26 protein-coding genes are annotated in these 25,522 nt (G+C 71.3%); 11 read left to right on the forward strand and 15 right to left on the reverse strand.

All coding sequences use genetic code 11. The annotated features are described in order from the left end of the window. Position 1 precedes the first annotated feature (1 nt). Positions 2-511, reverse strand: coding sequence for a YflT domain-containing protein (locus Phou_RS48985; RefSeq protein ID WP_173071658.1), 510 nt, complete (start codon positions 509-511; stop codon positions 2-4). A 272-nt stretch (positions 512-783) separates the two neighbouring features. Between Phou_RS48985 and Phou_RS48990 the strand changes: the two genes are divergently transcribed. From Phou_RS48990 to Phou_RS49000, 3 genes are read left to right on the forward strand one after another with little or no spacing between them, the layout of a single operon-like run. Then, positions 784-1,413, forward strand: a complete 630-nt coding sequence (locus tag Phou_RS48990; RefSeq protein ID WP_173071661.1) for a glycerophosphodiester phosphodiesterase — start codon at positions 784-786, stop codon at positions 1,411-1,413. Positions 1,414-1,417: 4 nt separating this feature from the next. Then, on the forward strand, positions 1,418-2,374 hold the full coding sequence (ligD, locus tag Phou_RS48995; RefSeq protein ID WP_173071663.1) for a non-homologous end-joining DNA ligase: 957 nt from the start codon (positions 1,418-1,420) through the stop codon (positions 2,372-2,374). Positions 2,375-2,403: 29 nt separating this feature from the next. Then, entirely contained in the window at positions 2,404-3,588 is a 1,185-nt protein-coding gene (locus tag Phou_RS49000) for a zinc-dependent alcohol dehydrogenase (protein ID WP_173071665.1), read from the forward strand. A 401-nt stretch (positions 3,589-3,989) separates the two neighbouring features. Here the strand turns inward: Phou_RS49000 and Phou_RS49005 are convergent, their stop codons facing one another. The 7 genes from Phou_RS49005 to Phou_RS49030 all read right to left on the reverse strand — a co-directional run bounded on the left by Phou_RS49005 (position 3,990) and on the right by Phou_RS49030 (position 9,290). After that, positions 3,990-4,766 (reverse strand): ABC transporter permease, encoded by a 777-nt coding sequence (locus Phou_RS49005; protein WP_173071667.1) that lies wholly within the window; start codon positions 4,764-4,766, stop codon positions 3,990-3,992. Beyond that, entirely contained in the window at positions 4,763-5,752 is a 990-nt protein-coding gene (locus Phou_RS49010; protein ID WP_246274854.1) for an ATP-binding cassette domain-containing protein, read from the reverse strand. Before Phou_RS49010 ends, Phou_RS49005 begins: the two co-directional genes overlap by 4 nt. 158 nt (positions 5,753-5,910) lie before the next feature. Next, a complete protein-coding gene (locus tag Phou_RS49015; protein ID WP_173071671.1) occupies positions 5,911-6,585 on the reverse strand; it encodes a PadR family transcriptional regulator in 675 nt (224 codons plus the stop codon). A gap of 133 nt (positions 6,586-6,718) precedes the next feature. Beyond that, positions 6,719-7,318: a hypothetical protein gene (locus Phou_RS49020; RefSeq protein ID WP_173071673.1), complete on the reverse strand. Its 600-nt coding sequence runs from the start codon at positions 7,316-7,318 to the stop codon at positions 6,719-6,721. Between the two features lie 97 nt (positions 7,319-7,415). Beyond that, positions 7,416-7,706, reverse strand: coding sequence for a cellulose binding domain-containing protein (locus Phou_RS54205; RefSeq protein ID WP_308785235.1), 291 nt, complete (start codon positions 7,704-7,706; stop codon positions 7,416-7,418). After that, the gene (locus tag Phou_RS49025; RefSeq protein WP_246274856.1) at positions 7,631-8,815 is read right to left on the reverse strand and encodes a glycoside hydrolase family 6 protein; all 1,185 of its coding nucleotides are present in this window, start codon (positions 8,813-8,815) and stop codon (positions 7,631-7,633) included. Before Phou_RS49025 ends, Phou_RS54205 begins: the two co-directional genes overlap by 76 nt. 154 nt (positions 8,816-8,969) lie before the next feature. Continuing rightward, on the reverse strand, positions 8,970-9,290 hold the full coding sequence (locus tag Phou_RS49030; RefSeq protein ID WP_173071675.1) for an STAS domain-containing protein: 321 nt from the start codon (positions 9,288-9,290) through the stop codon (positions 8,970-8,972). A 165-nt stretch (positions 9,291-9,455) separates the two neighbouring features. Between Phou_RS49030 and Phou_RS49035 the strand changes: the two genes are divergently transcribed. The 4 genes from Phou_RS49035 to Phou_RS49050 all read left to right on the forward strand — a co-directional run bounded on the left by Phou_RS49035 (position 9,456) and on the right by Phou_RS49050 (position 15,057). After that, positions 9,456-9,809: a VOC family protein gene (locus tag Phou_RS49035; protein WP_173071677.1), complete on the forward strand. Its 354-nt coding sequence runs from the start codon at positions 9,456-9,458 to the stop codon at positions 9,807-9,809. A 982-nt stretch (positions 9,810-10,791) separates the two neighbouring features. Continuing rightward, a complete protein-coding gene (locus Phou_RS49040) occupies positions 10,792-11,802 on the forward strand; it encodes a cellulose binding domain-containing protein (protein WP_173071679.1) in 1,011 nt (336 codons plus the stop codon). Positions 11,803-11,889: 87 nt separating this feature from the next. Next, positions 11,890-13,959, forward strand: coding sequence for a glycerophosphodiester phosphodiesterase family protein (locus Phou_RS49045; protein WP_246274890.1), 2,070 nt, complete (start codon positions 11,890-11,892; stop codon positions 13,957-13,959). Between the two features lie 165 nt (positions 13,960-14,124). Beyond that, entirely contained in the window at positions 14,125-15,057 is a 933-nt protein-coding gene (locus Phou_RS49050) for a mechanosensitive ion channel family protein (protein ID WP_173071684.1), read from the forward strand. Between the two features lie 1,001 nt (positions 15,058-16,058). On the opposite strand, the gene Phou_RS49055 is transcribed toward Phou_RS49050, so the two are convergent. Together Phou_RS49055 and Phou_RS49060 are read right to left on the reverse strand one after the other, a co-directional pair. Next, positions 16,059-16,427 carry a DUF6401 family natural product biosynthesis protein gene (locus Phou_RS49055; RefSeq protein ID WP_173071685.1) on the reverse strand — a complete coding sequence of 123 codons (369 nt, stop codon included), beginning with the start codon at positions 16,425-16,427 and terminating at the stop codon, positions 16,059-16,061. A gap of 100 nt (positions 16,428-16,527) precedes the next feature. After that, on the reverse strand, positions 16,528-16,737 hold the full coding sequence (locus Phou_RS49060; RefSeq protein ID WP_173071687.1) for a hypothetical protein: 210 nt from the start codon (positions 16,735-16,737) through the stop codon (positions 16,528-16,530). A 146-nt stretch (positions 16,738-16,883) separates the two neighbouring features. Between Phou_RS49060 and Phou_RS49065 the strand changes: the two genes are divergently transcribed. Further along, positions 16,884-18,083: an MFS transporter gene (locus Phou_RS49065; protein ID WP_173071689.1), complete on the forward strand. Its 1,200-nt coding sequence runs from the start codon at positions 16,884-16,886 to the stop codon at positions 18,081-18,083. Here Phou_RS49065 and Phou_RS49070 read toward each other — a convergent pair. Genes Phou_RS49070 through Phou_RS49080 form a run of 3 tightly spaced genes read right to left on the reverse strand, consistent with a single transcriptional unit; the run spans position 18,074 to position 19,894 of the window. Next, positions 18,074-18,520, reverse strand: a complete 447-nt coding sequence (locus Phou_RS49070) for an SRPBCC family protein (RefSeq protein ID WP_173071691.1) — start codon at positions 18,518-18,520, stop codon at positions 18,074-18,076. The genes Phou_RS49065 and Phou_RS49070 overlap by 10 nt on opposite strands. Positions 18,521-18,529: 9 nt before the next feature. After that, positions 18,530-18,940, reverse strand: coding sequence for a DUF2795 domain-containing protein (locus tag Phou_RS49075; protein WP_173071693.1), 411 nt, complete (start codon positions 18,938-18,940; stop codon positions 18,530-18,532). A 9-nt stretch (positions 18,941-18,949) separates the two neighbouring features. Continuing rightward, positions 18,950-19,894 (reverse strand): YihY/virulence factor BrkB family protein, encoded by a 945-nt coding sequence (locus tag Phou_RS49080; RefSeq protein ID WP_173071695.1) that lies wholly within the window; start codon positions 19,892-19,894, stop codon positions 18,950-18,952. Between the two features lie 104 nt (positions 19,895-19,998). Between Phou_RS49080 and Phou_RS49085 the strand changes: the two genes are divergently transcribed. Together Phou_RS49085 and Phou_RS49090 are read left to right on the forward strand one after the other, a co-directional pair. Then, positions 19,999-20,400 (forward strand): ChaB family protein, encoded by a 402-nt coding sequence (locus Phou_RS49085; RefSeq protein WP_173071697.1) that lies wholly within the window; start codon positions 19,999-20,001, stop codon positions 20,398-20,400. A gap of 9 nt (positions 20,401-20,409) precedes the next feature. After that, positions 20,410-22,011, forward strand: a complete 1,602-nt coding sequence (locus Phou_RS49090) for a phytoene desaturase family protein (RefSeq protein ID WP_173071700.1) — start codon at positions 20,410-20,412, stop codon at positions 22,009-22,011. Positions 22,012-22,145: 134 nt separating this feature from the next. Here the strand turns inward: Phou_RS49090 and Phou_RS49095 are convergent, their stop codons facing one another. Both Phou_RS49095 and Phou_RS49100 read right to left on the reverse strand, forming a co-directional pair. Continuing rightward, positions 22,146-23,852 (reverse strand): putative bifunctional diguanylate cyclase/phosphodiesterase, encoded by a 1,707-nt coding sequence (locus tag Phou_RS49095; RefSeq protein WP_173071702.1) that lies wholly within the window; start codon positions 23,850-23,852, stop codon positions 22,146-22,148. Further along, entirely contained in the window at positions 23,849-24,652 is an 804-nt protein-coding gene (locus Phou_RS49100; protein WP_173071704.1) for an SAM-dependent methyltransferase, read from the reverse strand. The genes Phou_RS49095 and Phou_RS49100 overlap by 4 nt, the downstream gene beginning before the upstream one ends. A gap of 164 nt (positions 24,653-24,816) precedes the next feature. Here Phou_RS49100 and Phou_RS49105 point away from each other — a divergent pair, with 164 nt between their 5' ends. Then, the gene (locus Phou_RS49105; protein ID WP_173071706.1) at positions 24,817-25,518 is read left to right on the forward strand and encodes a DUF4097 family beta strand repeat-containing protein; all 702 of its coding nucleotides are present in this window, start codon (positions 24,817-24,819) and stop codon (positions 25,516-25,518) included. Positions 25,519-25,522: the final 4 nt, after the last annotated feature.

A 25,522-nucleotide genomic window follows, 5' to 3' on the forward strand; every position in this document is an offset into this window, starting at 1 on the left:
GCTAGCTGGCGCCGCTAGCCTGCCAATTGAGCCGGGTGAGCAGCTGCCGAGCGGCCTCGGCGTGTTCTGCGTCGACCGTTACCGCGTACTGCGCGGCCTGCAGCGAACTAGTCGACGTGAAGTCCCGGCGGCCGCCGGTCATCGCGTGTGCGATGGCGCCGAAGACGGCGCCCCACAGCGCGCCGATCAGCACGCCGGCGAGGATCACGCCGACCCAGTTGGACTCGCTGAAGATGCCGAACAGCAGGCCGATGAAGAGGCCGAACCACGCGCCGGTCGCGGCCCCGGCCAGGCCCGCGCGGACCACCGTCATGCGGCCCAGCACGTTTTCCACGAGCCGCAGGTCGGTGCCGACGATCGCCGTGCGTTCGACTGGAAACTCGTTGTCCGAAAGGTAGTCGACCGCGCGCTGCGCGGCCCGGTAGTCGGGGTAGCTGGCCACGGTGACGGTGGGCCGCGCGGGTGTCTCCGCCGCCCCGCCGACCGGCGGCCCCGTCCAGGACTGGGTCATGAGAGCCTCCTCCGGCTGTGCTCGTCGCGCTCGCTCCGCTCGCTGGCCCGGACGGCCGCCCCGCTCAAAACGCAACGGAGCGGTTCGCCCCGCTCCACTCAAGCGCAACGGAACGGAGCCTCCAACACGGTTCGCCCGCTCCGCCGAGCGCAGCAAAACGCAGCGGAACCCGCCCGAGGCGCTTTCGCCCTCAGCGTGCCACCACGTGCGGTTCCCCGTCTGAGGATCGGACAAACGCGCCCGGGTTACCCTGAGCCGTGCCTTCGCAGCTCATGGCTATCGCCCACCGCGCCGGCAACGACACTGCGGGACTGCGGGCCGCCCTCGACGCCGGGGTTGACCTTGTCGAGGCGGACATCCACCTCTTCAAGGGCGCGCTCGAGGTGCGCCACCTCAAGACGCTCGGCCGGGGCTGGCTGTGGGACAAGTGGGTGCTCGTGCGGCGGCGCGAGACGGTACTCCCGGAGTTGCACGAAGTCCTCGCCGCCGCGGACGGTGACCATCGCCTCATGCTCGACCTGAAGGGTCCGGCCGCCGCGCTGGCGCCGAAGGTGGCCGCGCTGCTGCGCGAGGTCGCGCCCGGTGCGCCGATCACCGTGTGCACGAAGCACTGGGGGATGCTCGACGCGTTCGAGGACCCGGTGCGGCGGGTGCTCTCCTCCAGCAACAGGGTCACGCTGCGGCGGCTGCGGGCGCGGGTGCGGCGCGAGCCCGCGTACGGTGTCTCGATCCGCCGCGAGCTGCTCACCCCCGCGGTGGTCGCCGAGCTGCGCGAGTCGGTCGAGGTGGTCATGGTGTGGCCGGTCGACACGCCGGAGGCGCTCGCGCACGCCCGCCACCTCGGCGTATCCGCCGTCATCAGCAAGAACCTGGACCTTCTGCGCGGGCTGATGGCAGGGTGAGCGAATGGCAGCCGATGAGGAGCGGGACGGCGTCGCACTGACCAATCTGGACCAGGAGCTGTTCGAGGGGGCCGGCGCGACGAAACGGGAGCTCGTCGACTACCTCGACGCGCTGCACGAGCGGATCATCCCGGTGCTGCGTGACCGGCCGCTCTCGGTGATCCGGATCCTGCGCGGGCAGGACGCGTTCATGCAGAAGAACCTCCCCAAGTACACGCCCGACTGGGTGCAGACCGTCACGCGCTGGGCGGACGCCTCCAAGCGCGAGGTGCGGTACGCGCTCTGCAACGACCGCCGCACGCTGCTGTGGTTCGGCAACCAGCGGGCGATCGAGTACCACCCGGCCCTCACGCGCGGCGAGCGGTGGGACGCGGTCACCGACCTCATCCTCGACCTCGACCCGCCGGAGGGCGACGCGTTCGACCAGGTGGTGGCCGCCGCGCACCTGGTGCGGCAGGCGCTGGCCGACACAGGGCTCACCGGTGCCGTGAAGACGAGCGGCTCCAAGGGCGTGCACATCTTCGTGCCGGTCGACGAGTCGGTAAACATCATGGACGTCGCCGCCGCCACCCGCGCCCTGGCCGCGCGGGCCGAGCGGATCGACCCTGCGATCGCGACGACCGCGTTCATCAAGGAGGACCGCGCGGGCAAGGTCTTCCTCGACTCCACGCGGTCCGGCGGCGCGACGGTCGTCGCGGCCTACAGCCCACGCCTGCGCCCCGGCCTGCCGGTCTCCTTCCCGGTCGCGTGGGACGACCTCGACCGCGTCAAGCCCTCGGACTTCACGATCCACACCGCCGCCGGCCTGCTCGGCGACGCCGACCCGTGGGCGGAGCGGCTGCCCGCGCCGCAGCGCCTCCCCGACGATCTCGTCGAAGAGGGGCACACCATCCCCATCGCCCGCGTGCAGGCCATGCACGAGGGCAAGCGCCGGGCCCGCGCCCGTCGCGAGGGGGTTTGAGGGGAACCGCCCAGGGAACGACCCCTTCCATGCGAGCAGTCACCTGGCAGGGGCGGCGCGACGTGAGCGTCGACACCGTGCCCGACCCCAAGCTCCAGGAACCCACCGACGCAATCATTCGCGTCACCTCGACCGGCATCTGCGGCTCCGACCTGCACCTCTACGAGGTGATGGGCCCGTTCATGGGCAAGGGGGACATCCTGGGGCACGAGCCGATGGGGGTCGTGGAGGAGGTCGGCCCGGAGGTGCGCACGATCGCGCCCGGTGACCGCGTGGTGATCCCGTTCCAGATCGCCTGCGGGTACTGCTTCATGTGCACGCGAGGCCTGCAGACCCAGTGCGAGACCACCCAGGTGCGGGAGAGCGGGATGGGCGCCGCGCTGTTCGGCTACACGAAGCTGTACGGCGAGGTGCCCGGCGGCCAAGCGGAGTTCCTGCGCGTGCCGCAGGCGCAGTACGGCCCGATCAAGGTGCCGCAGGGCCCGCCGGACGACCGCTTCGTCTACCTCTCCGACGTGCTGCCCACCGCGTGGCAAGCGGTCGAGTACGCCAACATCCCCGACGGCGGCAGCGTCGTCGTGCTGGGCCTCGGCCCGATCGGCGACATGTCCGCGCGGGTGGCCGCCCACCGCGGCGCCGGCCGCGTGATCGGCGTCGACCTGGTGCCGGAACGGCTGGCCCGCGCCCGCGCCCTCGGCGTCGAGGTGATCGACCTGCGCGAGACCGACGACCTGGCCGGCGAGATCCGGGACCGCACCGAGGGCCGCGGCCCCGACTCGGTCATCGACGCGGTGGGCATGGAGGCGCACGGCTCCACCGCCGCGAAGCTGGCCCAGCAGATGGCCGCCCTCCTGCCCGACGCGGTTGCCGCCAAGATGATGCAGAAGGCCGGCGTAGACCGCCTCACCGCCCTGTACTCCGCGATCGACATCGTCCGCCGCGGCGGGACCATCTCACTCATCGGCGTGTACGGCGGCGCCGCCGACCCCATGCCGATGCTCACGCTCTTCGACAAGCAGATCCAGCTCCGCATGGGCCAGGCCAACGTCAAACGGTGGGTCGACGACATCGTGCCGCTGCTCGCCGGCGACGACGACCCGCTCGGCGTGGACACCTTCGCCACCCACAGGCTGCCGCTGGCCGAGGCGCCGCGCGCGTACGACCTCTTCCAGAAGAAGCAGGACGGCGCCGTGAAGGTCCTCCTCCGCCCGTAGGTCCCTTGCGCTTGTGGGCCATTGGTTGGGTCCTGATATGCCCCGGTCCGCGCCAGCTGCGGACCGCATGCTCCCGCGGGCACCGCTCCGGTCGGCGGCTCGCAAGCGCTCGCCGAGATCCCCGACCTCCGCTGCCGGGCCCGCGGTGCCAGCCCAGAGCCCGCTGAGGCCTGAATCGGCGGCTGCGTCGAGTCGCGGCCTCGACCGCCCCCACGCGCGTCCGCTGCACGGCGGTGGCCCCGAAGCGGCCGGACCTGTGGCGCCGCACCATCCCGGCTAGCTCCGGCCGCACCGGCCGGCACCGCCTCAGCCGCCGGTGACCGAGCCCTCAACAAATGAACTACCACCCCGCATCGAGCTGGGCGCATTGCCGCGCCCAGCTCGATAGCCTCCCGCAGCCTCTACACGGACTTCTGGTAGGCGCGGAACGTGCGAGTCGAGAGCCACACCATCGCGGCCGCCAGCGCCAGCAACGCCCCGCCGCGGGTGAGGACCGCGGGCCAGTCGGGGTCGGCGGAGAGCGCGTCGCGGCCGGCGCGCACCGCCCAGTCGACCGGGTTGGCCTTGGCGATGGCCTGCATCCAGCCGGGCATCAGGTCTGCGGCCATGAAGGCCGAGGACAGGAACGTCAGCGGCAGCAGCAGGAACGTGTTGATGCCGATGATGGACTCGCGCTGGCGTACCAGCATGCCGATCGTGTTGGAGAAGGCGCTGAAGACCGTGCCCAGCAGGACCGACGCGACGACCAGCAGCGCCACGCCGGCCACGCCGCCCGGGTAGTGGGCACCGGCCAGCCAGCCGAGCAGGACGATGACAACCGACTGGATGGTGGTGCTCACGGCCTGCTCGACGACGTTGGCGTTCATGATGGCGGCGCGGCTGACCGGTGTGGTGAGAAAGCGGTTGAGCGTGCCCCGCTCGATCTCCTCCATCGTGCCCATGCCGGCCCACATGTTCGACGAGACGGCGCTCATCACGACCACGCCGGGCACCAGGTAGTCCAAATAGGACGACGTGCCGAAGCCGGGCAGCTCGACCACCTTGCGGAACAGGCTGCCGAAGAGGAACAGCCAGATGACCGGCTGTACCAGCGTGATGACGAGGAAGGCCGGCTGGCGCACGAACGCCTGCAGCCGCCGGTGCGTCATCCACATCGTGTCCGCGGCGAGGGCGCTCATGCCACACCCCCGTCGACCTCGGCGAAGCGGCGGCCGGCGTAGCGCAGGTACACGTCGTCGAGCGACGGGCGGGCCACCGTCACGGCCGCCACCCGCACGCCCACGCCGCCCAGCGCGGCGAGTGTGGCGGGCACCGACGAGGCGCCGTCGTCGGCGCGGGCGCTCAGGCGCCGTCCGTCCACTGTGACCTCCCGGACGCCGGGGACGCCGCCGACCGCGGCGCGGGCGCGGTCTTCGCTGCCGGCCTCGCTCAGCTCCACGTGTACGGCGTCGCCGCGCAGCTCGCCCTTCAGGTCGTCGGGCGCGCCCTCCACCACGACGCGACCACCGTCCACTATGGCCAGCCGGTCGGCGAGACGGTCGGCCTCCTCCAGGTAATGCGTGGTCAGGACGATCGTGAGCCCTTCGTCACCCGCCAGCCGCGCGATCTCCTCCCACATCGCCGCGCGCGCTTCCGGATCCAGGCCGGTGGTGGGCTCGTCCAGGAAGAGCACGCGCGGGCGGTGCACCAACCCGAGCGCGACGTCGAGGCGGCGCTGCATGCCGCCGGAGTACGTGCGGACCGGACGCCGCGCCGCGTCGACGAGGTCGAACCGCTCCAGCAGCTCGGCCACCCGCCCCGTGAGCGCCGTGCCGCGCATCCCGTAGAGGCGGCCTTGCAGCAGCAGGTTGTCACGACCGCTCGCGGCGGGGTCGGCGCCGGAGCGCTGGGACACGGTGCCGATCTCACGCCGTACCCGATCGGGGTGGCGGAGGACGTCGTGCCCGGCCACCCGCGCGGTGCCGGCGGTGGGGCGGGCCAGGGTGGTCAGGATCTTGACCGTGGTGGTCTTGCCGGCCCCGTTGGGGCCGAGCAGGCCGAAGACCTCGCCCGGCCGCACGGCCAGCGACAGGCCGTCGAGGGCGCGGACACCCTTCGGGTACGTCTTCACGAGCTTGTCTGCCTCGACGGCGAGCGCCGCCGGGGCGGTGGTGGATGTCTCCACTCTCTCCTCCGGTGTGATGGCTGAACCATCCCGTGGAGAAGCGCTCCCGACTATCCTTGCCAGTGCCATCTCGGGCGTCGGGCGCGCGCTTCGCCGCGGGCCGGTTCGAGGTCAAGGCCCCGGCGTGGTGTTGCAGCACCCGCCGGGGCCGCTCTCATTCAGGAGTCCGGGTCGCCGTCCTCCTCGTCCTTGGGGTGGCTGCCCAGCTTGGCCAGCTCGGTGATGCTCTCCGGGACCTGCCCTGTGGCGTGCCACTCGCGCCACGCGTCGACGCCGGTGAGCGTGCCCTCGCGGATCTCCTGGAGCAGCCCGCGGATCCACTCGATCTCGGCCCCGACCATCGCCATGTGGTATTCCATCTCGATCAGGAACACCCGGGGCAGGCCCTGCGCCAGGCCGCCGAGCGCCACCCGGCCCTCGGCGAGCTCGGCGTCGAGGATGCGCAGCCGCTGCTCCAGCAGCTCGACCACCTCGTCGGGCGGGAGCACGCCGATCTCGGCGAGCGCCGCCTCGAAGCGCGGAAACTCCCGCTCAGGCACGCCGACCAGCTCGCGGAGCCAGTCGCGCACCTCGGCGAGGCCGGCCGGGGTGATCGCGTAGACCGTGCGCTCGGGCCGGCGTCCCTCGCGGGTGGTGCCGGTGGCCTCGACGAAGCCGTGCTTTTCAAGGTTTTGCATCACGGTGTAGAGCGAGCCCCACTTGATCTTGATGCTGTGGTCCTTGCCGCGGGCGCGGAGGACCGAGGCCAGCTCGTACGGATGCATGGGGCGCTCGACCAGCGAATTGAGCACGGTGAGGGCCAGCAGGTTGCTCACCTTGCGCCTCGTCGCCACGCGATCGCACCCCCTCCCGTGCCGCACTCGTCCCCGTATACTCGCCGACGAGTATACGGGGACGATCAGCTGGCACACAAGAGGGGCGCCCCCGGGTCGCGGGGACGCCCCTCCCTGTGGGGACGCGGGAGCGTCAGGCTTTGCTGAAAGCGTCTTCGAACCGCTGGCGCAGATCGCGCATCTGGTCCTCGTCGAGGAGCTCCTTGAGCGCCTCCTCCTGGTACGGCGCCGGGATCAGCGAGCGGACCCGGTCCTGGAAGCCCATGCCGGGCTCGACGACCTCGATCTTCATGGGCTCGGTGAGCTGTACCGCCATCGGGCCGGAGAGCTTCTGCGCGAAGTCCCAGGCCCGGCCCTTCTCGACGATCGCGCACAGGTGGTACGCGTACACGGTGCGCACCTCGGCGACCGTCTTCGCCTCGGCCGGCTCGAAGCCGAGCGTCCTGACGGCGCACAGCGTCGGGCCCTTGACCGCGTTGGTGTCGCCGATGCTGTGGTGGCCGTGCTGGTGGTGGTCGTTCGGTGTGGACTGCTCCAGCACCACGGCGATCCGGTCGGCGAGCTGGTTCTGGACCGTCGGCGGGCGGGACGCGCCGCCCGTACCGACCCGCAGCAGCACCGCCACCGCGGCGGCGATGAGCACCACCGCCCCGACCACGATCCACCTGGCGCGGCCGCGGCGGCGCGGGGGCGGGGCGAGCGGATCCGGCGCGGCGGTGAGGTCGGTGGTCATGTCGACACCGTCCAATCTGGAGGAACCTAGCGGGCGGCCCCGCACCACACCGCGCGGGGCCACCCCATCAGGAGAGGTACATATTCATCAGTGATCGTTAGCTGCAGGCGGTGCCGTTCAGCGTGATCGCGGTCGGGGTGCCCAGCGTGCCGGTGCCCTGGAAGCCGGCGCTCACCGTGCCCCCACTGGCGAGGTTGCCGTTCCAGCTGGCGTTGCTGACCGTGATCTGGGTGCCGGACTGGCTCCAGGTGCCGTTCCAGCCGTTGGTGAGCCGCACGCCCGAGCCGACCGTGAAGCGCAGGGTCCAGCTCGTCACCGCCGAGCCACGGTTGGTGATCCGCACGTCGGTGGTGAAGCCGCCGGTCCACTGGTTCGGGACGTAGACCACGCTGCACGCGCCGGGCGGTGCCGTGGTGGGCGGCGGCCCCGTGGTCGGCCCGGACGTCGGCGGCGTGGTGGGCGGGGTGGTCGGGGAGTCGTGGGCGGGGTTGTGGGCGGCCGGGTGGTCGGCGGCGTGGTGACCGGGCCGGCGGCGATCGCGAGGTCGTACGCCCGCTGTGGCACGAACTGGCCGGCGGCCGCGATGCAGCCGTCCGCCTCGCCCGGCAGCTTGATCCAGAGGAACGCGTCGACCGCGGCGTCACCGGTGTTGTTGGTGCTCGCGGTGCCGATCGCCCGTCCCGGCGGGTCACACCACTCCGAGCCGGCAGGGCCGTTGCCGTTGCGGCTCGTGTCGATGACCATTTTGAGGCTGCTGCGCCCCGTGGCCGCGATGACGTTCTTGCCGTACGCGACCAGCTCCGAGGTGGAGCGGTAGTTGGAGACGTTCAGCGAGATGCCGTCCGCGCTGTTGGCGATGTCCGCGGCGACGAGGCGGCGGGCGTTTTCGCTGGCCGAGAGCCACGCGGAGTGTGCCGCGTCGAAGTAGACCTTGGCCTGCGACGAGCCGGCCTTGAGGCGCTTGCCCGCGTACGCCATCGAGGCGGACGTCTCCGCCTGCTGCGCGGCGCTCTGGCAGTCAGTCATCAAGGCGAGCACGTCGGGCTCGAGGATGATGTACGCCGGGCGGTTGTTGAGCCCGGCCGCGACCTCGTCGACCCACGCGCGGTAGGCCTGGTGGCTCGGCGCGCCGCCGGAGCTTGCGCCGCCGCAGTCGCGGTTGGGAATGTTGTAGACCACCATGATCGGGATCTTGCCGGCCGCGGCGGCGGCGCCGACGAAGGCGTCCACCTGCCCACGTACGGCAGAGGTGTTGGTGGTGGTGAACCACCGGGCCTGCGGCACCGTCGCGATCCGGTCGCGGATCACGGCGGTCTTCGAGTCGTTCGGATTTGCCGCGACCCAGCGGGCCGCGTTTGTGTCCGGATCCACGTAGAAGACGGAATCGGCGGCCGACGCGGCTTGGGGCTGCAGCAGCCCGACACCGACCGCCGTTGCTGTTGCCAATGCCGCGGCTGCGGCCGCGCCGATGGCGGAGAGCGCGGTTCTCCTGCGCATGCGGGACTCCTTCCCGGCATAGAGCTTCCTCGTTGGAAGCGCTCCCATAGACATCGATTACCGTACGGGTATGTTGCGCGGATGTGAAGACCCCGCGTCGAACTCGGTTCACCGCATTTCGAAAAATCGACAAAGATCGATGCAGGACGTCGTGCTAGCGGCGCAGGAGGGCCTTGCCCGGCAGGCCGGCGGCGCGAAGGCGGCGGTCCACGCCGTGCGTGGGGCGGTGCACGACCACCGAGACGGACCGGTCGCCCGCCACGTCACAGCCGGCGACCAAGGCACCCACGCCGAGCGGGTCGACCCGGCCGGCCTCGCGCAGATCGACGACGAGACGGCGCGAGCGGACCCGGAGCAGCGCGTGCAGGAGCGCGCGCCGCAGCTGCGCCGTGGCGGCCTCACTGACATTGCCGCGCACCTGCACGACCATGCTGCCGTTGCTCGCCACCCGGGTGCGGACCAAGGCTCCGACCACGCCGTGCCCTCCGTTATCGCCTAGCCACACGGTAATGCGACGGGATTTCACACGCACATCGGCGAACGGTCACCGTCCGGCAACGATCACCCCAATCCGAAAGTGTCGTACCCCCGCAGGACCATCGGACGGTCGAGGAAAAAACGAAGGTCAAGGGAGAGCACAATGATCGGCCGTCTGTCCTCAGTGGTCCTGGACTGCCCGGATCCGCACGCGTTGGCGGAGTTCTACTCGGAGCTGCTCGGCCTGCCGATCACCCGGGTCGACGGCGACTGGGTCGACATCAGCGACGGCACGACCACGCTGAGCTTCCAGCAGGCGCCCGACCACATCCCGCCACGCTGGCCGGACCCGGCGTTTCCCCAGCAGTTCCACCTCGACATCACGGTGGACGACATCGACGACGCCGAGCCGCGGGCGCTGGCCTTGGGCGCGCGCGTGCTGCCGATGGACGAGGAGAAGGTCAGCTTCCGCGTCTACGCCGACCCCGCCGGCCACCCGTTCTGCCTCTGCTGGTGATTTTTATCGATTGGAGAATTTGAGCTACCGCGATGTCCGCGGTGGTCCGGACCGTTGCTCCCGCGGCCTCACCCTCCGCGGTCGCACGGCCCCAAACCCCTGCTCCAGGGGCCGCGGTTAGCGCTATCCGGCGGTCGTCGTTGAAAGCACGGCGGCCCACGGTCCGCGGTCTGCCAGCTAACCCGTTGCGTGCCGGCTCCGCAGAGTGTGCCGAGGGTTTGGTGCCGTGACTCCGCGTCGCCGCCTGCCTCGGCCGTCCAGGCAGTGGCGCCCCGCGTCTGCCGCACCCGACTGGCGCATCAGCGGTCACCACGACGAGCCCGAGCGCCTGTGCTGAGGTTGGGCGGTTCAGCATGTGAGGCGCGGAGGGTGAAGGCCGCGGCAGCGCTCCGCACACCGTCGCCTTGAGCCCGGCAGTAGTGGCCCAGCGGCCAACCAGCGACCTTGGACACTGCCGTCCCCGACTTCGCCGAAGCCCTGCGGTCAAGCCCGCGCTGCGGGGAGTGTCCCTGTGGGCTTGTAAGGGCGCGAGGCGTGGTCCTCCACAGGTCTCGGCTGGAGGGGCGTGGTGCGCAGCATGGCGTGAGACATCGACGCAGCGTCGTTGTGTTGAGTTGCTTGTTGCGCCCTTGGATAGGCGCTCACCGCGGATGGAGCTGCCGAACCCGCAGTGCACGCCTCACCTCCTGGTTCCCGTTGCTGCTTCGGCCGCCGGTCGGCGCGACGGGCTGGGGACGATCAATGGGGGCAAGCCCAGCTGGGTGGCCTCCCGCAGCCCACTCCACGCAGGAGTCCGCGCCCCGCTGGGGATCGTAAGTGCCGGGGTTGGTTGTGCGACCGCGGAGGGTGAGGTGGCAGGAGCAACGAGTCCGGACCACCGCGGACCTCGGAGGGTGCGGTGGCGGTCCGAGCGCGGGCCGTGCGCGGGGACTGGGGATTAGGGGGTTGCGCCCGATATGAGCGGCACACATATAGTCGCGGCGTGACGGCTGATCCCAGGGGCACGCACGAGGCGGTCGAGGCGCCCATCCCGCGCCAGCGTGACGCCGGCGTGATGGGATACGTCGCTGAGCTGCAGCAGTTCGACGACAGCATGACCGCGACGGCCGATGAGCGGGGGCCGGACAGCGAGCCGGCGGCGGACACGGCCGCGCAGGGGCGTCCTGCCGTGCCCAACCGCGCGCCACGGCCGCGGCGCGCGTCCGCGGCGGGTCGGACGCAGGCCGTGGCGGGCGGGGAGGCGGCGGAGCCGTCGCGTGGCTCGGGCGGCGGGCGGGGGCCCGAAAGGCACGGATCGCCGCGGACCGGGGCGGCGTCGGGCGTACCGAAAAAGGAAGGGCGACCGCCGTGGACCCGCACGGAGGTGGGTCTTGCGGTCGCGTTCGTGGTGGTGGCCGTCGTGGCCATCCTCGGCGGAGGTTATGCCGTCCTGACGGCCAACCGGCCGCCGACCGGTGAGGTGCAGCTGCCGTTGCCGCCGGTGGAGGCCGCGGGGGAGCAGGACCCGCCGGTGACGGCCGAGCCCACGCCGGACGCGCCGCGGGCCAGCGGTCCGGGCCAGGGGCCGTCGCCGAGCGCGGCGCCGGGCGGCGGTGCTGATCCGTCCACTGCGGACAGTGCGGCGCCGGGCGGCGGCGCGTCGCCGACGGTCGGGGCGTCACCGGCGGCGGCCGACCTCTTCGCGCGCTACTCGCGTGCCGAAAACACCGGGCTGCTCGGGCTGACGGGCTACCGCGGCGAAGTCACCATCTCAAACCGCGGCCTTGGCGCGGCCGACGGCTGGACGGTCACGCTGAGCCTGCCCGCCGGGCAGAAGGTGGACGGTGTGGTGGGTGCGGACGCGCGGCAGGCGGGCGAGCTGGTCACGTTCACGCCGCTGGCCGGGCGCGGCGAGGTGGCGGTGGGCGGGTCGGTGTCGTTCACGTTCGACGTGCCGGGGTTGCTGGCCGGCGAGCCCACCGGATGTGCGATCAACGGGCGCCCCTGCGAGTAGTTAGCTTCCTGTTCATCCCGCGCCTACGCGCAGGTTCATCCCGCGCCCACGCGCAGGCTGCCCCGCTTCGCGACGATCACGCGCGTGATGATGCGGAGAATCGCGCTCGCGGCCCTGGCCGCGGGCCTGACCCTCACGGCGTTGCCCGGTGCCGCCGTGGCGCACCCGAAGCAGTTGCCCGGCGGCGCCGCGGCGCACCCGGAGCACAAGCCGGAGTTCGACGTCCAGGCCCACCGCGGCGGGCTCGGCCTGCGGGTGGAAAACACGCTCGCCTCCTTCGGCAACGCGCTGCAGCTCGGCGTCTCCACGCTGGAGCTGGACGTGCAGATCACCGAGGACCGCCAGGCGGTGGTCACCCACGACCGCCGCGTGAGTGGCAACAAGTGTGTCGACACCGCGCCGGCGACACCCGGTGATCCCGAGTTCCCGTACGTGGGCAGGTACGTCAACACCCTCACCCTCGCCCAGGTGCGCACCCTCGACTGCGGCAGCAAGACCCTCGCCGACAAGCCCGGCCAGGTGGCCGTGCCGGGCGCGCGCATGCCGCTGCTCAGCGAGGTGTTCGCGCTGGTCAACCGGTACCGCGCGTCCGCCGTGAAGCTGAACGTCGAGACGAAAGTAGAGGCCGGGGCGCCGAGTGAGACGGCGCCGCGCGAGCAGTTCGTCCAGGTGACCGCGGGGGAGGTCCGCAAGGCGGGGCTGCTGCGCCAGGTCACGATCCAGAGCTTCGACTGGGGCGCGCTGATGCGCATGCGCCAGGTCGAGCCGCGCCTCCCGCTGGTGGCGCTCACCAATATCGACTTCCTGCAAACCGGCCAGCCGGGCGCCTCGCCGTGGCTGGGCGGCATCGACATCGACGACTTCGGTGGCGACCCGATCAAGGCGATCAAGAGCTTCGGGGTCACCACGTTCTCGCCGGTGCACGGCACGCCGCAGGGCGGCTCGGTGGTCGATCCCGGCTACAAGCCGTACGTGACCAAGGAGATGGTCCGCCACGCCCACCGCAACGGCATCAAGGTGGTGCCGTGGACCATCGACGACCTGCCCACGATGGGCAAGCTCGTCGACGACGGGGTGGATGGCATCATCACCGACTACCCCGACCGGCTCCGCGGGCTGCTCGCGCAGCGCGGCTACAAGCTCCCGCGCGGGTACGCGTCGCCGTTCGACATCCAGGGCCACCGGGGCGCCCGCGCGGTACGGCCGGAAAACACGCTGCCCGCGTTCGAGTACGCGCTCGCCAACCGCGCGATCTCCACGCTGGAGCTGGACACCGGCGTCACCCAGGACGGGCAGCTCGTGGTGATCCACGACCGTACGATCAACGGCTCGCACTGCGTGGACACCGCGCCGGCGTGGGCGGGTGACCCGGAGTTCCCGTACGTGGGCAAGCGCGTGCACGACCTCACCCTGCGGCAGATCAAGACCATCGACTGCGGCTCGAAGACGCTCGCCGAGTTCCCGTCGCAGGTGGCGGTGCCAGGCGCGCGGATTCCGACGCTGGGCGAGGTGTTCGCGCTGGTACGGTCCTCCGGCCGCCACGACGTGCGGCTCAACATCGAAACCAAGATCAGCCCGACCGCCGCCGACACCGCGCCGTACGACGTCTTCACGCGCCTCCTTGTCTCGTCGGTGCAGCGGGCCGGGTTCGTCGAGCGGGTGACGATCCAGTCGTTCGACTGGCGCACGATCCTGCTGGCCCGCAAGCTCGACCGGCGGATCGAGACGGTGGCGCTGGTCTGGCAGTACGGCCCGGCCGAGTGCGCCACGGTCGCCGACGAGTGCTCGCTCCAGGCGGCGTACGGGGACCGGTCCGTCAAGAGCCCGTGGACCGGTGGGTTGGACTGGTGGAGGTACCGCGACCTGGGCAAGCTGGTCCGCGCGGCCGGTGCCGCCACGGTCTCGTCCAACTGGCAGGTGCACGACCCCGCGCAGGTGGCGGCGCCGCACCCGGACTGGTACCTGCGCACCGACCCCTCCTACTTCCACGGGCCGGCGGTGCCGGTGCTGCAGGAGCGGTACGACCTCAAGGTGGTGCCGTACACGGTCAACGACCCGGCGGTCATGCAGCGCGTGATCGACCTGGGTGTGGACGGGATCATCTCCGACGACCCCGACACGCTGGTCGCCGTCGCGGTCCGCAACGGTCTTCGCTGACCGCTCGCGAAGGGCCCGCCCGTTTGGGCGGGCCCTTCTTGTTGCCTGCCCGTTTGGGGCGGGCTCTTCTTTTTGTCCGGAAAAGCCGGAAAAACACCTCAAAGGGGTGCATGATGCATATGACGCTCAAACTCGGAACGCTCGCTCTGGCAACTGGAGGCACCCATGTCCGAGCCTTTGGCGGTGGGGCAGGTCGACATCGACGACGCGCTCACCGATATGTGGAAGTCCGTGTTCGTGTTCCTGCCCAAGGCGGTCGCCTTCCTGGCGATCCTCTTCGTGGGCTGGATCGTGGCACGGTTCATCCGGCGCATCGTCCACAAGGGGCTGAAGCGGGTCGGCCTCGACCGCGCCATGGAGCGGGGCGGGATGGGCCGCGCATTCCAGCGCAGCCGCTACGACGCCAGCACGATCGCCGCCCGCATCGTGTACTACGCGCTGCTCCTGCTCGTACTCCAGATCGCCTTCTCGATCTGGGGCCCGAACCCGGTCAGCGACCTGATCACGAGCGTGGTCTCGTGGCTGCCCAAGGCCTTCGTCGCCATCGTCATCATGGTCGTCGCGATCGCCATCGCCAACGCAGTGCGCGACCTGGTCGGCAGCGCGCTCGGCGGCCTCTCGTACGGCAAGCTGCTGGCGACGCTCTGCTGGGTCTTCATCATCGTGCTGGGCGCCATCGCCGCGCTCAACCAGGTCGGCATCGCCACCACGGTCACCACACCGGTGCTGATCGCCGCGCTGGCCACGATCGCCGGCATCCTGATCGTCGGCGTCGGCGGCGGCCTGATCCGCCCGATGCAGCAGCGCTGGGAGGGCCTGCTCGACCGGGCGGCGACCGAGTCGCAGGCCATCCGGGCGCAGACGCAGGCGTACAACAGCGGCCGCGACGACACCCGCCGCCAGATGGGCGACCGCACCGCGGAGACGGCGCCGGTGGCCGCGCCGGCGATGTCCGGGACGGGCGCGCCGCCGCCGGCAGCCGGGGCGCCGGGCATGCCGGGGGCCGGGGCCGGGCAGCCGGGGATCTATCAGGCGGGTGGCGGCGACATGCCGCCGCGCGCTAACGACGAGACGCAGCGGATCGAGCCTCAGCAGTAGGCTGGCTGTTTTCGGTGGCTGAGGCGGGGGCGCCACATGCGCCCCCGCCTTAATTTTTGGGCTACCGCGATGTCCGCGGTGGTCCGGACCGTTGCTCCCGCGGCCTCACCCTCCGCGGGGGTCGGGCGTGTTGGCCTACCGAGCTGGTAGCAGGAGTGCGCCCACGGGGCTGTTGTGCGATCGCCGCGACTGGGCGTCTCGTCGGCGCGGACGGGCCAGGCCGTCCCTCGGATCAAGCTCGCGCGGCGTGACGTCCTCACTTCGAGGTGGGCAAGCCGTGTCCGTCCACAGTGCGGCGCCCTCGAGTCCTTTCGCGGTCAGGGTCCGCCCCGAGTTGGATGTGAGCTGCCGCTGTGCCTGCGGTGCCGCCTCACCCTTCGCGGTCGCCCAGTTCTACCCAGGAGCCCGTTCCGGCAGATCTTGGCAAGTTGGCGTCGAAATGGCGCGCAAACTCACCAAGATTTCGAAGCTGAAACCGCCTGCGCCTGATCGGTAGTCACAGACCGCGACGGCGGCGTCGAACTGCGAGTGGATTCGCGCACTCCAGCCTCAAAAGATCTGCAGAAGCACGGGTAGGGGACGATCAGACGTGTGGGGGAGCAATCCCAACTCTGAAGGTCGAGACGCACCAACTCACCAAGATTTCGACTGCGGCGCTGCTTGCGTCCAACGGATGGTCACTGACGGTAGTAAAGCCATCCGCGACGGCGCTGCGGCGTCCGCCGCCGTGAGCGCGGGACCAGCGACCTGGACACGCGCCATCCCGGCAGGGCTAGGCGCATTGCTGCCACCAGATCGGTAGCGTCCGCCGCGGCTCGCCGCATACCCGCGGACCGTGCGCGCGGCCGGCCTTGGTGTGCAAACGCGGAGGGTGAGGCCGCGGGAGCAACGGTCCGGACCACCGCGGACATCGCGGCAGCTCGCATCCGCTTCGGGTTGGATCTGGAAGGCCACCCCGGAGATCTCCACTGGGGGCGGCCACCCGCGGGCCCGCGGTGGCGTCAGGCGCGGCGCTGGGCCGGGATCGGTGTGTACGCGAGGTGGCAGACGGCGAGCAGCCGGGTCAGCACCCAGTCGACGCCGGCCGACCAGTCGATCGGTCCCTCGGGAAGGCGCCAGCCGTGCTCCGCGGCCGCGTCGCGGACGCCCTCGGCGTAGCCCGCCAGGTGCACCGGCGTCAGCGGCCGCAGGTCGCCCAGCAGGCTGTCGCGGATCGCCGCCGCGTGCTGGTCGATTGCGGCGAGCAGGCCGGGGTGGCGGGCGGCGGCCTCGAGGCCGGACGTGCCGAACGCCGACATCATCCCGTTGATCTCGGAACGTGCCGAACGCGTGGCGGCGCGCGAAGTGAATCCGCTGAACAGCCCAGTCATGGGGATCGACGCTAGCCGGGCTCCGGCGGGCCAGCCTCAACCGGTCGGCTGATTATTGGGGACGCCTGCGGGGTTGAGACCGATGTCACGCGGAGTGAGGTTACTCTGTGGCAGGGCGTCGTCGCATGGAGTCATCGGCCATGATGACCGTTGCGACCATCACGGCGACGACGATGCTGAACAACCACGAGTCGTCGGGCAGCACCTTCGCGGCGACGGGTGCCTGGAGCGCGACGAGGACGAAGCCCAGCCAAGCGAGCTGGCGCTGGCGCGGGGTCAGGAAGCCGGTGGCTTGAGGAGCACGGCGCATCCGGACAGTTTTGCGCGATGCGCCCCGATCGCCCGTCGGACGTTCGGCTGATGTTGTCATGTTCGTCCGGTTTGGACGGCCGGGCATCGGCGCGGATCGTCCAAGATCCGGAGGGCGCCGGCGCCGACTTAAGATCGGTTCTCGTGATGCGTACCCGCGGGGGCATGCTGCTCCTGGCCTACTTCGCCTTCATCAGCCTCGGGCTGCCCGACGGCCTGCTCGGTGTGGGCTGGCCCTCGATCAGCGAGGAGTTCGACGTGCCCCGCGAGACGGTGGGCGTGTTGCTCACCGTGGGGACGGTCGGATACCTGACATCGAGCGTGGCGGCCGGGTTCACGATCGCGCGGCTGGGCGTGGGACGGCTGCTCGCCGGCAGCACCGCGCTGTGTGCGATCAGCCTCGCCGCGTACGCGGTCTCCCCGGCCCTCGCCGTCATGGTCGCGTTCGCGCTGGTGCTCGGCCTCGGCGGCGGCGCGATCGACTCGGGCCTCAACGCCTACGCGGCCGCGGCCTTCGGGCCCCGCCACATGAACTGGCTGCACGCCTTCTTCGGCCTCGGCGTCGCCATCGGCCCGCTGATCATGACCACGGCGCTCTCCGCGGGCCTGTCCTGGCGATGGGGGTACGGCGTGGTCGCGAGCGCCCAGGTGATCCTCGCCACCGCCTTCGTCCTCACGGTCAACCGCTGGGCGGTGCACCGGCCGTCCCAGGTCGACGTGCCCGCGCCACCCGCTGTGCCGATCCGCGCCACGCTCGTGATTCCGGCGGTCTGGCTGGGCGCGCTCGCCTTCGCCGTGTACGTGGCGGTCGAGGTGGCGGCCGGCCTGTGGGCGTACACGCTGCTGACCGAGGGGCGGGGGCTCAGCGACGCGGTGGCCGGTGTCTGCGTCTCCGGGTACTGGGCCTGTCTCTTCCTCGGCCGCGTCGTGCAGGGCGTGGTCGCCGAGCGGGTGGGCAGCGGCCAGGTGCTGTGGGCCAGCCTCGCCGGCATGGCCGGTGGCGCGGTGCTCGTCGCGCTCCCGGCGCCGGGCTGGGTGGCGGTGCTCGGCCTCGGCATCATCGGCTTCTCGGCCGCGCCGGTCTTCCCGCTGATGACGCTGATGACCTCGGACCGGGTGGGTGAGGCGCACACCGACCGGACGATCGGGGTACAGCTTGGCGGCTCGGCTCTCGGCGGCGCGCTCCTGCCCGGCCTCGTCGGCATCCTGATCAGCCGGATCGACGTGGAGGCGCTCGGTCCGTCACTCGTCGTGATGTGCCTGCTGCTGATGGCCCTGTACGCGGCGTCGTCCCGCCGCCGGGCAGGCGACGGGACGACAGAAACCGCTGTTACGGCTCAGACCTGACCGCGCCAGGCGCCGGTCTCCTGATCGCGGTTCTCGATGAACTCCTTGAACCGCTTGAGGTCACCCTTCACGCGGTGGGTCACCGCGCCGAGCTTGTCGGCCGCCTTCTCCAGCGCGCCGTCCGGCTCGAACTCCATCTGGGCCGTGACCCGGCTGTGGTCGTCGTCGAGCCGGTGGAAGGTCACCACACCGGCCTGCCGGGTGCCCTCGGTCGAGGTCCAGGCCACCCGCTCGTCGGGGATCTGCTCGGTGATCCGGGCGTCGAACTCGCGCTTGACGCCAGCGATCTCCGTCTTCCAGTGGGTCATGGTGTCCGACAGTTGCCGGACTTCCTGGACGCCTTCCATGAAGCGGGGGAACTCTTCGAACTGGGTCCATTGGTTGTAAGCGGTCCGCACCGGTACCGCCACGTCAACCGATTCGGTCACACCACCCATTGGGTCCTCCTACCACCGTGTCGTCTCGTTCGCGTGCCCGAGTACGGCCCACACCTCGGACACGGTCTCGAACGTGCGGCCAGCCGGCAGGCGGGCCAACTCGTCGAGCACTTCGTCCGGTGCGTGGTTCTTCTCCGCCGTACGCCGCAGGGCCTCGCGTTCGGCGGGCAGTGCGGACAGGTCGATGTACCGACCCAGCTCGCTGCGCTGCTCCACCTCTTCGCTCGTCATGCCCTGCGGGACCCCCGAGCGGCGGTCTCCCGCCGGCACCTCGGTGGCCTCGGGCTGGTCTTCGCCGGCCGGTTCCGGCTCACGCCACTCCTCGGCCCGCGATCCGGCCACGCCCTGGACAGTGCCCCGCACTTCGCGGGCCATCTCGTCGTCCAGGCGCGGACCGTGCTTGCTGTTTCCCCGTTCCATATGTTCGTCCTACCCCTCGTCGGGGGAGGCAAACACCTCGCCGTCCTCCTGCGCCTTCTCCGGCATCGCCACCTTGCGGGACTCCGCGTTGATCTCCACGCCGAGCAGGACCGCGCAGTTCGAGAGGTACAGCCAGACCAGGAACGCGATGACACCGCCGAGGGTGCCGTACGTGCCCCGGTACGAGCTGAAGTTGGCCACGTAGAGCCCGAAGCCGAACGACGCGATGGCCCACACGACAAGCGTCACGGCGCCGCCGATAGTGATCCACCGGAAGCGCGGCTGCTCGACGTCCGGCGCGATCCAGAACATCAGCCCGAGCAGCGCCATCACGATCAGGATGAGGACCGGCCACTTCACGATCGACCAGGTCATGCGCGCGCCGTCGCCGACGCCCAGCGCGTTGCCGATCGCGTCGGTGACCGGGCCGCTCACGATGAGCATCACCGCCACCATCGCGAGCAGTACCAGCGCGGCCGCGGTGATCAGCAGCTGGAGCGGGCGCAGCTTGTAGAACTTGCGGCTCTCGTCGACCTCGTAGATCGCGTTCGACGCGCGGGTGAACGCGCCGATGTAGCCGGACGCGGACCAGAGCGCACCGATGATGCCGAAGCTCAGCAGCACGCTCGCCGAGCCCTGGCTGGTGACCGCGCGGATCTGGTCAATGACGCTCTGGTTCTGGACGATTGAACCGGCGCCGAGGTCGGTGGCGATCTCCACAATCGTGTCGACGGTGCGCTGGCCCTCGGAGACAAGGCCGACGAGCGCCACGATCACGATCATCGCGGGGAAGAGGGCGAGCACACCGTAGTACGTCAGGGCCGCGGCCCAGTCCGTGCAGTTGTCGTCCATGAACTCGCGTACCGCGCGGACGAACACGCCCCGCCAGGTCGCGAACGATGCCCGCGAAGGTCTGCGGGCGGGGGTGGAGGCGGATGCCGCGGTTGACGCCATGCCCGCCTCTACCCGCGCTGTGACGTGGGCAAACGTTTGTCTGCCCGGACGGTGGGTAGGGGGTCCTGACGGCTCTCAAGGAACGCGTTCAGAAGGAGGCAGCGATGCCGGCACGCGAGGACATGCCCAGCACGATCCGGCGCTCCCCGAAGAAAGCGCAGGACACCTGGGCGAAGACCCACGACTCGGCGGTCGAGACGTACGGCGAGGGTGAGCGGTCACACCGCACGGCGTTCGCCGCCCTGAAACACTCGTTCGAGAAGGTCGGCGACCACTGGGAGCCGAAGGAGAGCAAAGGGCCGAGCGACGCGCAGGCCGAACGCTCGTACGGTGACAAGCCCGCGCCGACCGCGGGCGGCGTCGACGCGAACGCCTCCAAGGAGCACCTGATGGAGATCGCGCGGAAGCTCGACGTTCCCGGCCGCTCCCGGATGAACAAGGCCGACCTCGTCGCCGCCATCGAAAAGGCCAACAACCGCCAAACGGCCAAGGCCCGCCAGCGGTAGCTTGCTGGTGTGAGCGCCGTGGACGCAGCGGCCGTGGACGCGGTCGTCATCGGCGCGGGGCACAACGGCCTCGTCGCCGCAAACCTGCTGGCCGACGCCGGGTGGGACGTGGTCGTGCTGGAGGCCACCGCCGCGCCCGGCGGGGCCATCCGGTCCGCCGGGGTCACCGCCCCCGGCTACCTCAGCGACCTTTACAGCTCCTTCTACCCGCTCGGGTACGCGTCGCCGGTCATGCGCGCGCTCGGCCTCACCGAGCACGGGCTGTCCTGGCGGCACGCACCCGACGTGCTCACCCATCTGCTGCCCGACGGGCGCGCGGCCCGGCTCAACCGGGTGCCGGAGACCACCGCCGCCTCCGTCGAGGAGTTCGCGCCGGGCGATGGGGAGCGCTGGCTCGCGGCGTACAGCGAGTGGCTTTCGGTCTCCGCGCCGATGCTGGACACGCTCTTCACGCCGTTTCCGCCCGTGCGCGGCGGCGCGGCGCTGCTCGCCCGGCTCCGGCCGGCCGGTGCGCTGCGCCTGGCCCGCCGGCTCATCCTGCCCAGCCGCAGGCTCGGCCGTGAGATCTTCCGCGGCGAGGGCGCCCAACTGCTGCTGGCCGGGTGCGCGCTGCACACCGACCTGTCCGCCGAGGACGCCGGCAGCGGCGTGTACGGATGGTTGCTGGCGATGCTCGGCCAGGAGTTCGGCTGGCCGGTGCCCGAGGGCGGCGCGCAGCGCATCACCGACGCGCTCGTCGCGCGGCTGCGGACAAGGGGCGGACACATCGAGTACGGTGCGCGCGCTTATCGCGTCATCACCGCCCGCGGCCGCGCGCTCGGCGTGTCCACGACGGGTGGCCGCCGGTGGCGGGCCCGCCGCGCGGTGCTCGCCGACGTTCCTGCGCCCGCGCTCTACCTCGACCTGGTCGGCGCCGCCGTGCTGCCGCCGAGGCTCGTCGAGGATCTGGCCCACTTCCAGTGGGACGGCTCGACGGTCAAAGTGGACTGGGCGCTGTCCGGGCCGGTGCCGTGGAAGAACCCCGCCGCGGCCGGCGCCGGCACCATCCACCTAGGTGCCGACTTGGACGGCCTGACCCGGTACGCGGCGGCGCTGACCACCGGCGAGGTGCCGCACGACCCGTTCCTCCTGGTGGGGCAGATGAGCACCGCCGACCCCTCGCGCTCGCCGGCCGGCACCGAGTCGCTGTGGAGCTACACGCACCTGCCGTTCCGCCACGAGTGGCCGGCCGATGTGGTGCTGGCCCACGTGGAGCGGATGGAGCGCGCCCTGGAGGAGCACGCGCCAGGCTTCGGCCGGCTCGTCGTGGGCCGCCACGTGGCTGGCCCCGGCGACCTGGAGCGGGAAAACCCCAGCCTGGTGGGGGGCACGCTGGGCGGCGGCACCTCGGCGGCCCACCAGCAGCTCTTCCTCCGCCCGATCCCCGGCCTGGGCCGCGCGGACACCCCCGTCGACCGCCTCTACCTGGCCAGCTCGTCGGCGCACCCCGGTGCCGGCGTACACGGCGGTCCCGGCGCCAACGCCGCCCGCGCCGCCCTGGCCCGCGACCGCTTCCTCACCGGCGACGCCTACCACGCCCTGATAGCCACCGCCCACCGCGCCATCTACTGACCCCGCGCCCCCTGTGGGCTGTTGATCAGGGAGTTGGTGGGCGTGTCGGCCGGCGTGTCCACCCACGAGGTCCCTGATCAACCGGGAGGGGCGGAGTCAACCGGGAGGGGCGGAGTCAACCGGGAGGGGCGGAGTCAACCGGGAGGGGCGGAGGCGGGGCGGCCTAGGAGCCAGCCCTGGCCCAGGTCGCAGCCGAGCTCCCGCAGGCGGGTGCGCTGGCGTTCGGTCTCGATGCCCTCTGCGGTCACCGTCAGGCGCAGGGTGTGGCCCAGGTGGATCAGTGCGGCCAGCACGGCCTCGTCGGTGCGGCTTGTCGCGCTGTCGCCGTCGAGGCCGGCCACGAAGGAGCCGGCCAGCTTGATGGCGTGCACGGGCAGCCGGCGCAGATAGGACAGTCCACAGTAGCCGGTGCCGAAGTCGTCCAGCGCCACGCGCACGGCCATGCCGGCCAGCGCCCGCACGTTGTCCACGGCCTCGCCCTCGGCGGTCATCGCCGCGTGCTCGGTGATCTCGAGCTGGAGCCGGTGCGGCGGGAGGCCGACGCGGTCGAGGACGACGGCGACCTCGGCCGCGAGGCCCGGGTGGCAGAGCTGGCGCGCGGCCAGGTTGACGCTCACGAAAGGCGGCTCGCCGCCGTCGCCGTGCCACCGCACGGCCTGGCGGCAGGCCAGCTCCAGCAGGTGCATGCCGAGCGGGAGGATGAAGCCGGAGTCTTCGGCGAGCCCGATGAAGCGGTCGGGGGCCAGCTCTCCCAGCTCGGGGTGGTCCCACCGCGCCAGGCTCTCCACGCCCACCACCCGGCCCGTGGCGAGGTCCACCATCGGCTGGTAGGCCAGCCCGAACTCGCCGCGGGCCAGCGCGGCCGGCATCTCGGCGGACAGCCGGTAACGGGCCACCGCACTCGCGTTGCGCGCCTCGTCGAAGAAGCGCCACCGGTCGCGACCCTCCACTTTGGCCCAGTGCAGCGCCATGGCGGCGGCACGCAGCGCGTCGGCCGGGTCGCCCTCGGCGACGGAGCGCTCCACGACGCCCGCGCTGGCGGACATCGGCAACTCGTGACCGTCCACTTCAAACGGTGTGCGCAGTGCCACCAACGCCCGATCGGCCGGCTTGATGGCGTCTTCCGGCTCCGCCGTGCCACGGATCAGCAGCGCGAACTCGTCGCCGCCGAGGTGGCAGGCGACCGCGCCGGGCACCTCGGCGAGGCGGGCGGCGGCCGCGGTGAGGAGGCGGTCGCCGGCCGCGTAGCCGAGGCTGTTGTTGACGGCGCCGAAGCGGTCGAGGGCGATCAGGCAGACGCCGAAGCGCTCCGGTGCGGCCGGGTCGGTGCGCAGGTCGTCCAGCCACCGGCTGAGCTGGGTGCGGTTGGGCAGGCCGGTGAGCGAGTCGTGCAGCAGCGTGTGGCGCAACCGCTCCTCGCTGCGGCGCAGGGCGATCTCCGCCTCCGAGCGTGCGGCGATGTCGGCCCGGCGCACCGCCTCCTGCCGGTCGAGCGTGTGGTCGTGCAGCGCCGTCGCGTATCCCATCGACAGCGCCTCGACAAGCGCGGTGACCCGCTCGCGACCGACCACACCGGACAGCTCCAATGTGGAGAGAAGCCGGGTGGACAGCTCGGTGATCGTGCGCCCGAGCGCCTCGGGCGCGATCTCCTCGGTGCTGGCCAGGTCGACGCCGACCCGGTAGCCGACCGCCGGGTCGAACCGCTCGGCGACCAGCGCGGACGCGATCCGCTTGGTCAGGTCGAGGAAGTACGCGTCACGCTCCGCGCCGGACAGCAGTACGTAGCTGGCATCGTGGACCGAGCGGCCCCACGCCAGAGCGAACCGCTCGATGGGTGTCATGGCTTGCGCCCCACGCCCCCGTAGTTGAAAGCGGAGAGGGTGCTGGGCTGGTCGCCGGTGTCCGGGCGCCACTCGTTTGCCCAGATGAGGCCCGGCTCGACCAGCTCGAAGCCGTCGAAGAACCGCAGGATCTCGGCGTGGGTGCGCATCGCGAGCGGCGTCGCGGTGCGCGAGACGGCCGCCGCCACCTCCTCGAACTGGTCGGGGTGATGCTCGTGCGTGCCGTGGCCGATGACCAGGTAGCTGCCCGGCGCGAGGCGGTCCTTCAGCACCGCCAGCGCGCCGTAGGGGTCGCGCTCGTCGCGGACCGCGTGGAGCAGGGCGACAAGCAGCAGCCCCACCGGCTGGCTGAAGTCGATCAGCTCGACGACCGACGGGTGCGAGAGGATCGCGTGCGGGTTGGCGAAGTCTTCCCGGATGGCCGAGGCGTTCGGGTTGCCGGCCAGGATCTGCCGGCTGTGCGCCACCGCGATCGGGTCGATGTCCACGTAGACCACCCGGGCCTCGGGGTCGACCTTCTGCGCGATCTCGTGGACGTTGCCGACGGTGGGGATGCCCGAACCGATGTCGAGGAACTGCCGGACGCCCTGGTCGAGCACAAAGCGCGTGGCGCGGTGGAGAAACGCCCTGTTTGCCCGAGCTTGAACCTTCACCTCGGGTACAGCGGCGATCATCTGCCGGGCCAGCGCCCGGTCCGCCGCGAAGTTGTGCGAGCCGCCGAGCAGGTAGTCGTACGCCCGCGCCACGGTGGCGGTGTTGTGATCGACTTCGGCGGGTGCCCAGTCCGGTCGGTCCGTCATCACACTCCTTTGGGTGCTGGGACCCCAAGTATCCTGTGTTACGGCTCACGGCTCAATTCCGCGATCGATACCTTCCCATGCGCTCCCGTAGGGGCGAGGGTTCCGGGCCAGGTCAGGGTCGGTGCCGGATCCCTTCAGGCCCGGCACGGCGGCACGATCGGGCAATGCCTGCCAGACTGTCCACTCTGGGCCTCGTGACAGCGGCCACCGCCGCCCTGTTCGCCGCGACCGGCTGCGGCCTTACCGACGGGGAGACGTCCAGCACCGTCGAGACCTACGACTTCACCGAGATCAAGACCATCGACCTGCGCGGCGAGGCCGGCGCGGTCGAGGTCGTCGCCACCGCGGGTGGGGTGCGGGTGACCGAGCGCCGGGAGTACTCCGGGACGGCTCCCAAGACCAGCCGGCGCACCGACGGCGGCACGCTCTTCCTCCGCGACGACGGCTGCGACACGCAGTGGCGGATCCGGAAGAACTGCGAGACCACGTACCGGATCGAGGCGCCGGCCGGGATCTCCTTGAAGATCAATGTCGACGCGGCCCCGGTGACGATCACCGGCATCACCGGACCGCTGGACGTCACCACCGACGTCGGCGCGATCAACGGCACCGGCCTCGCCGGAAACACGCGCGTCCGCACCGACGTGGGCGACGTGGACCTGCGGTACGGCGCGGCGCCGGACAGCCTCGACGCCACCAACGACGTGGGCAGCACCACTGTTTACCTGCCCTCCACCGCGGCGTACCGCTTCGACGTGCGGGTCGACGTGGGCGACACGACGATCGACCTGCCCAACCGCGCCGACGCGAACCACCGGATCAAGCTCACAGCGGACGTCGGCGACATCACCGTCCACGCCGCCTGAGCCG

Source organism: Phytohabitans houttuyneae, assembly GCF_011764425.1.
In the GTDB taxonomy this organism is placed as follows: domain Bacteria; phylum Actinomycetota; class Actinomycetes; order Mycobacteriales; family Micromonosporaceae; genus Phytohabitans; species Phytohabitans houttuyneae.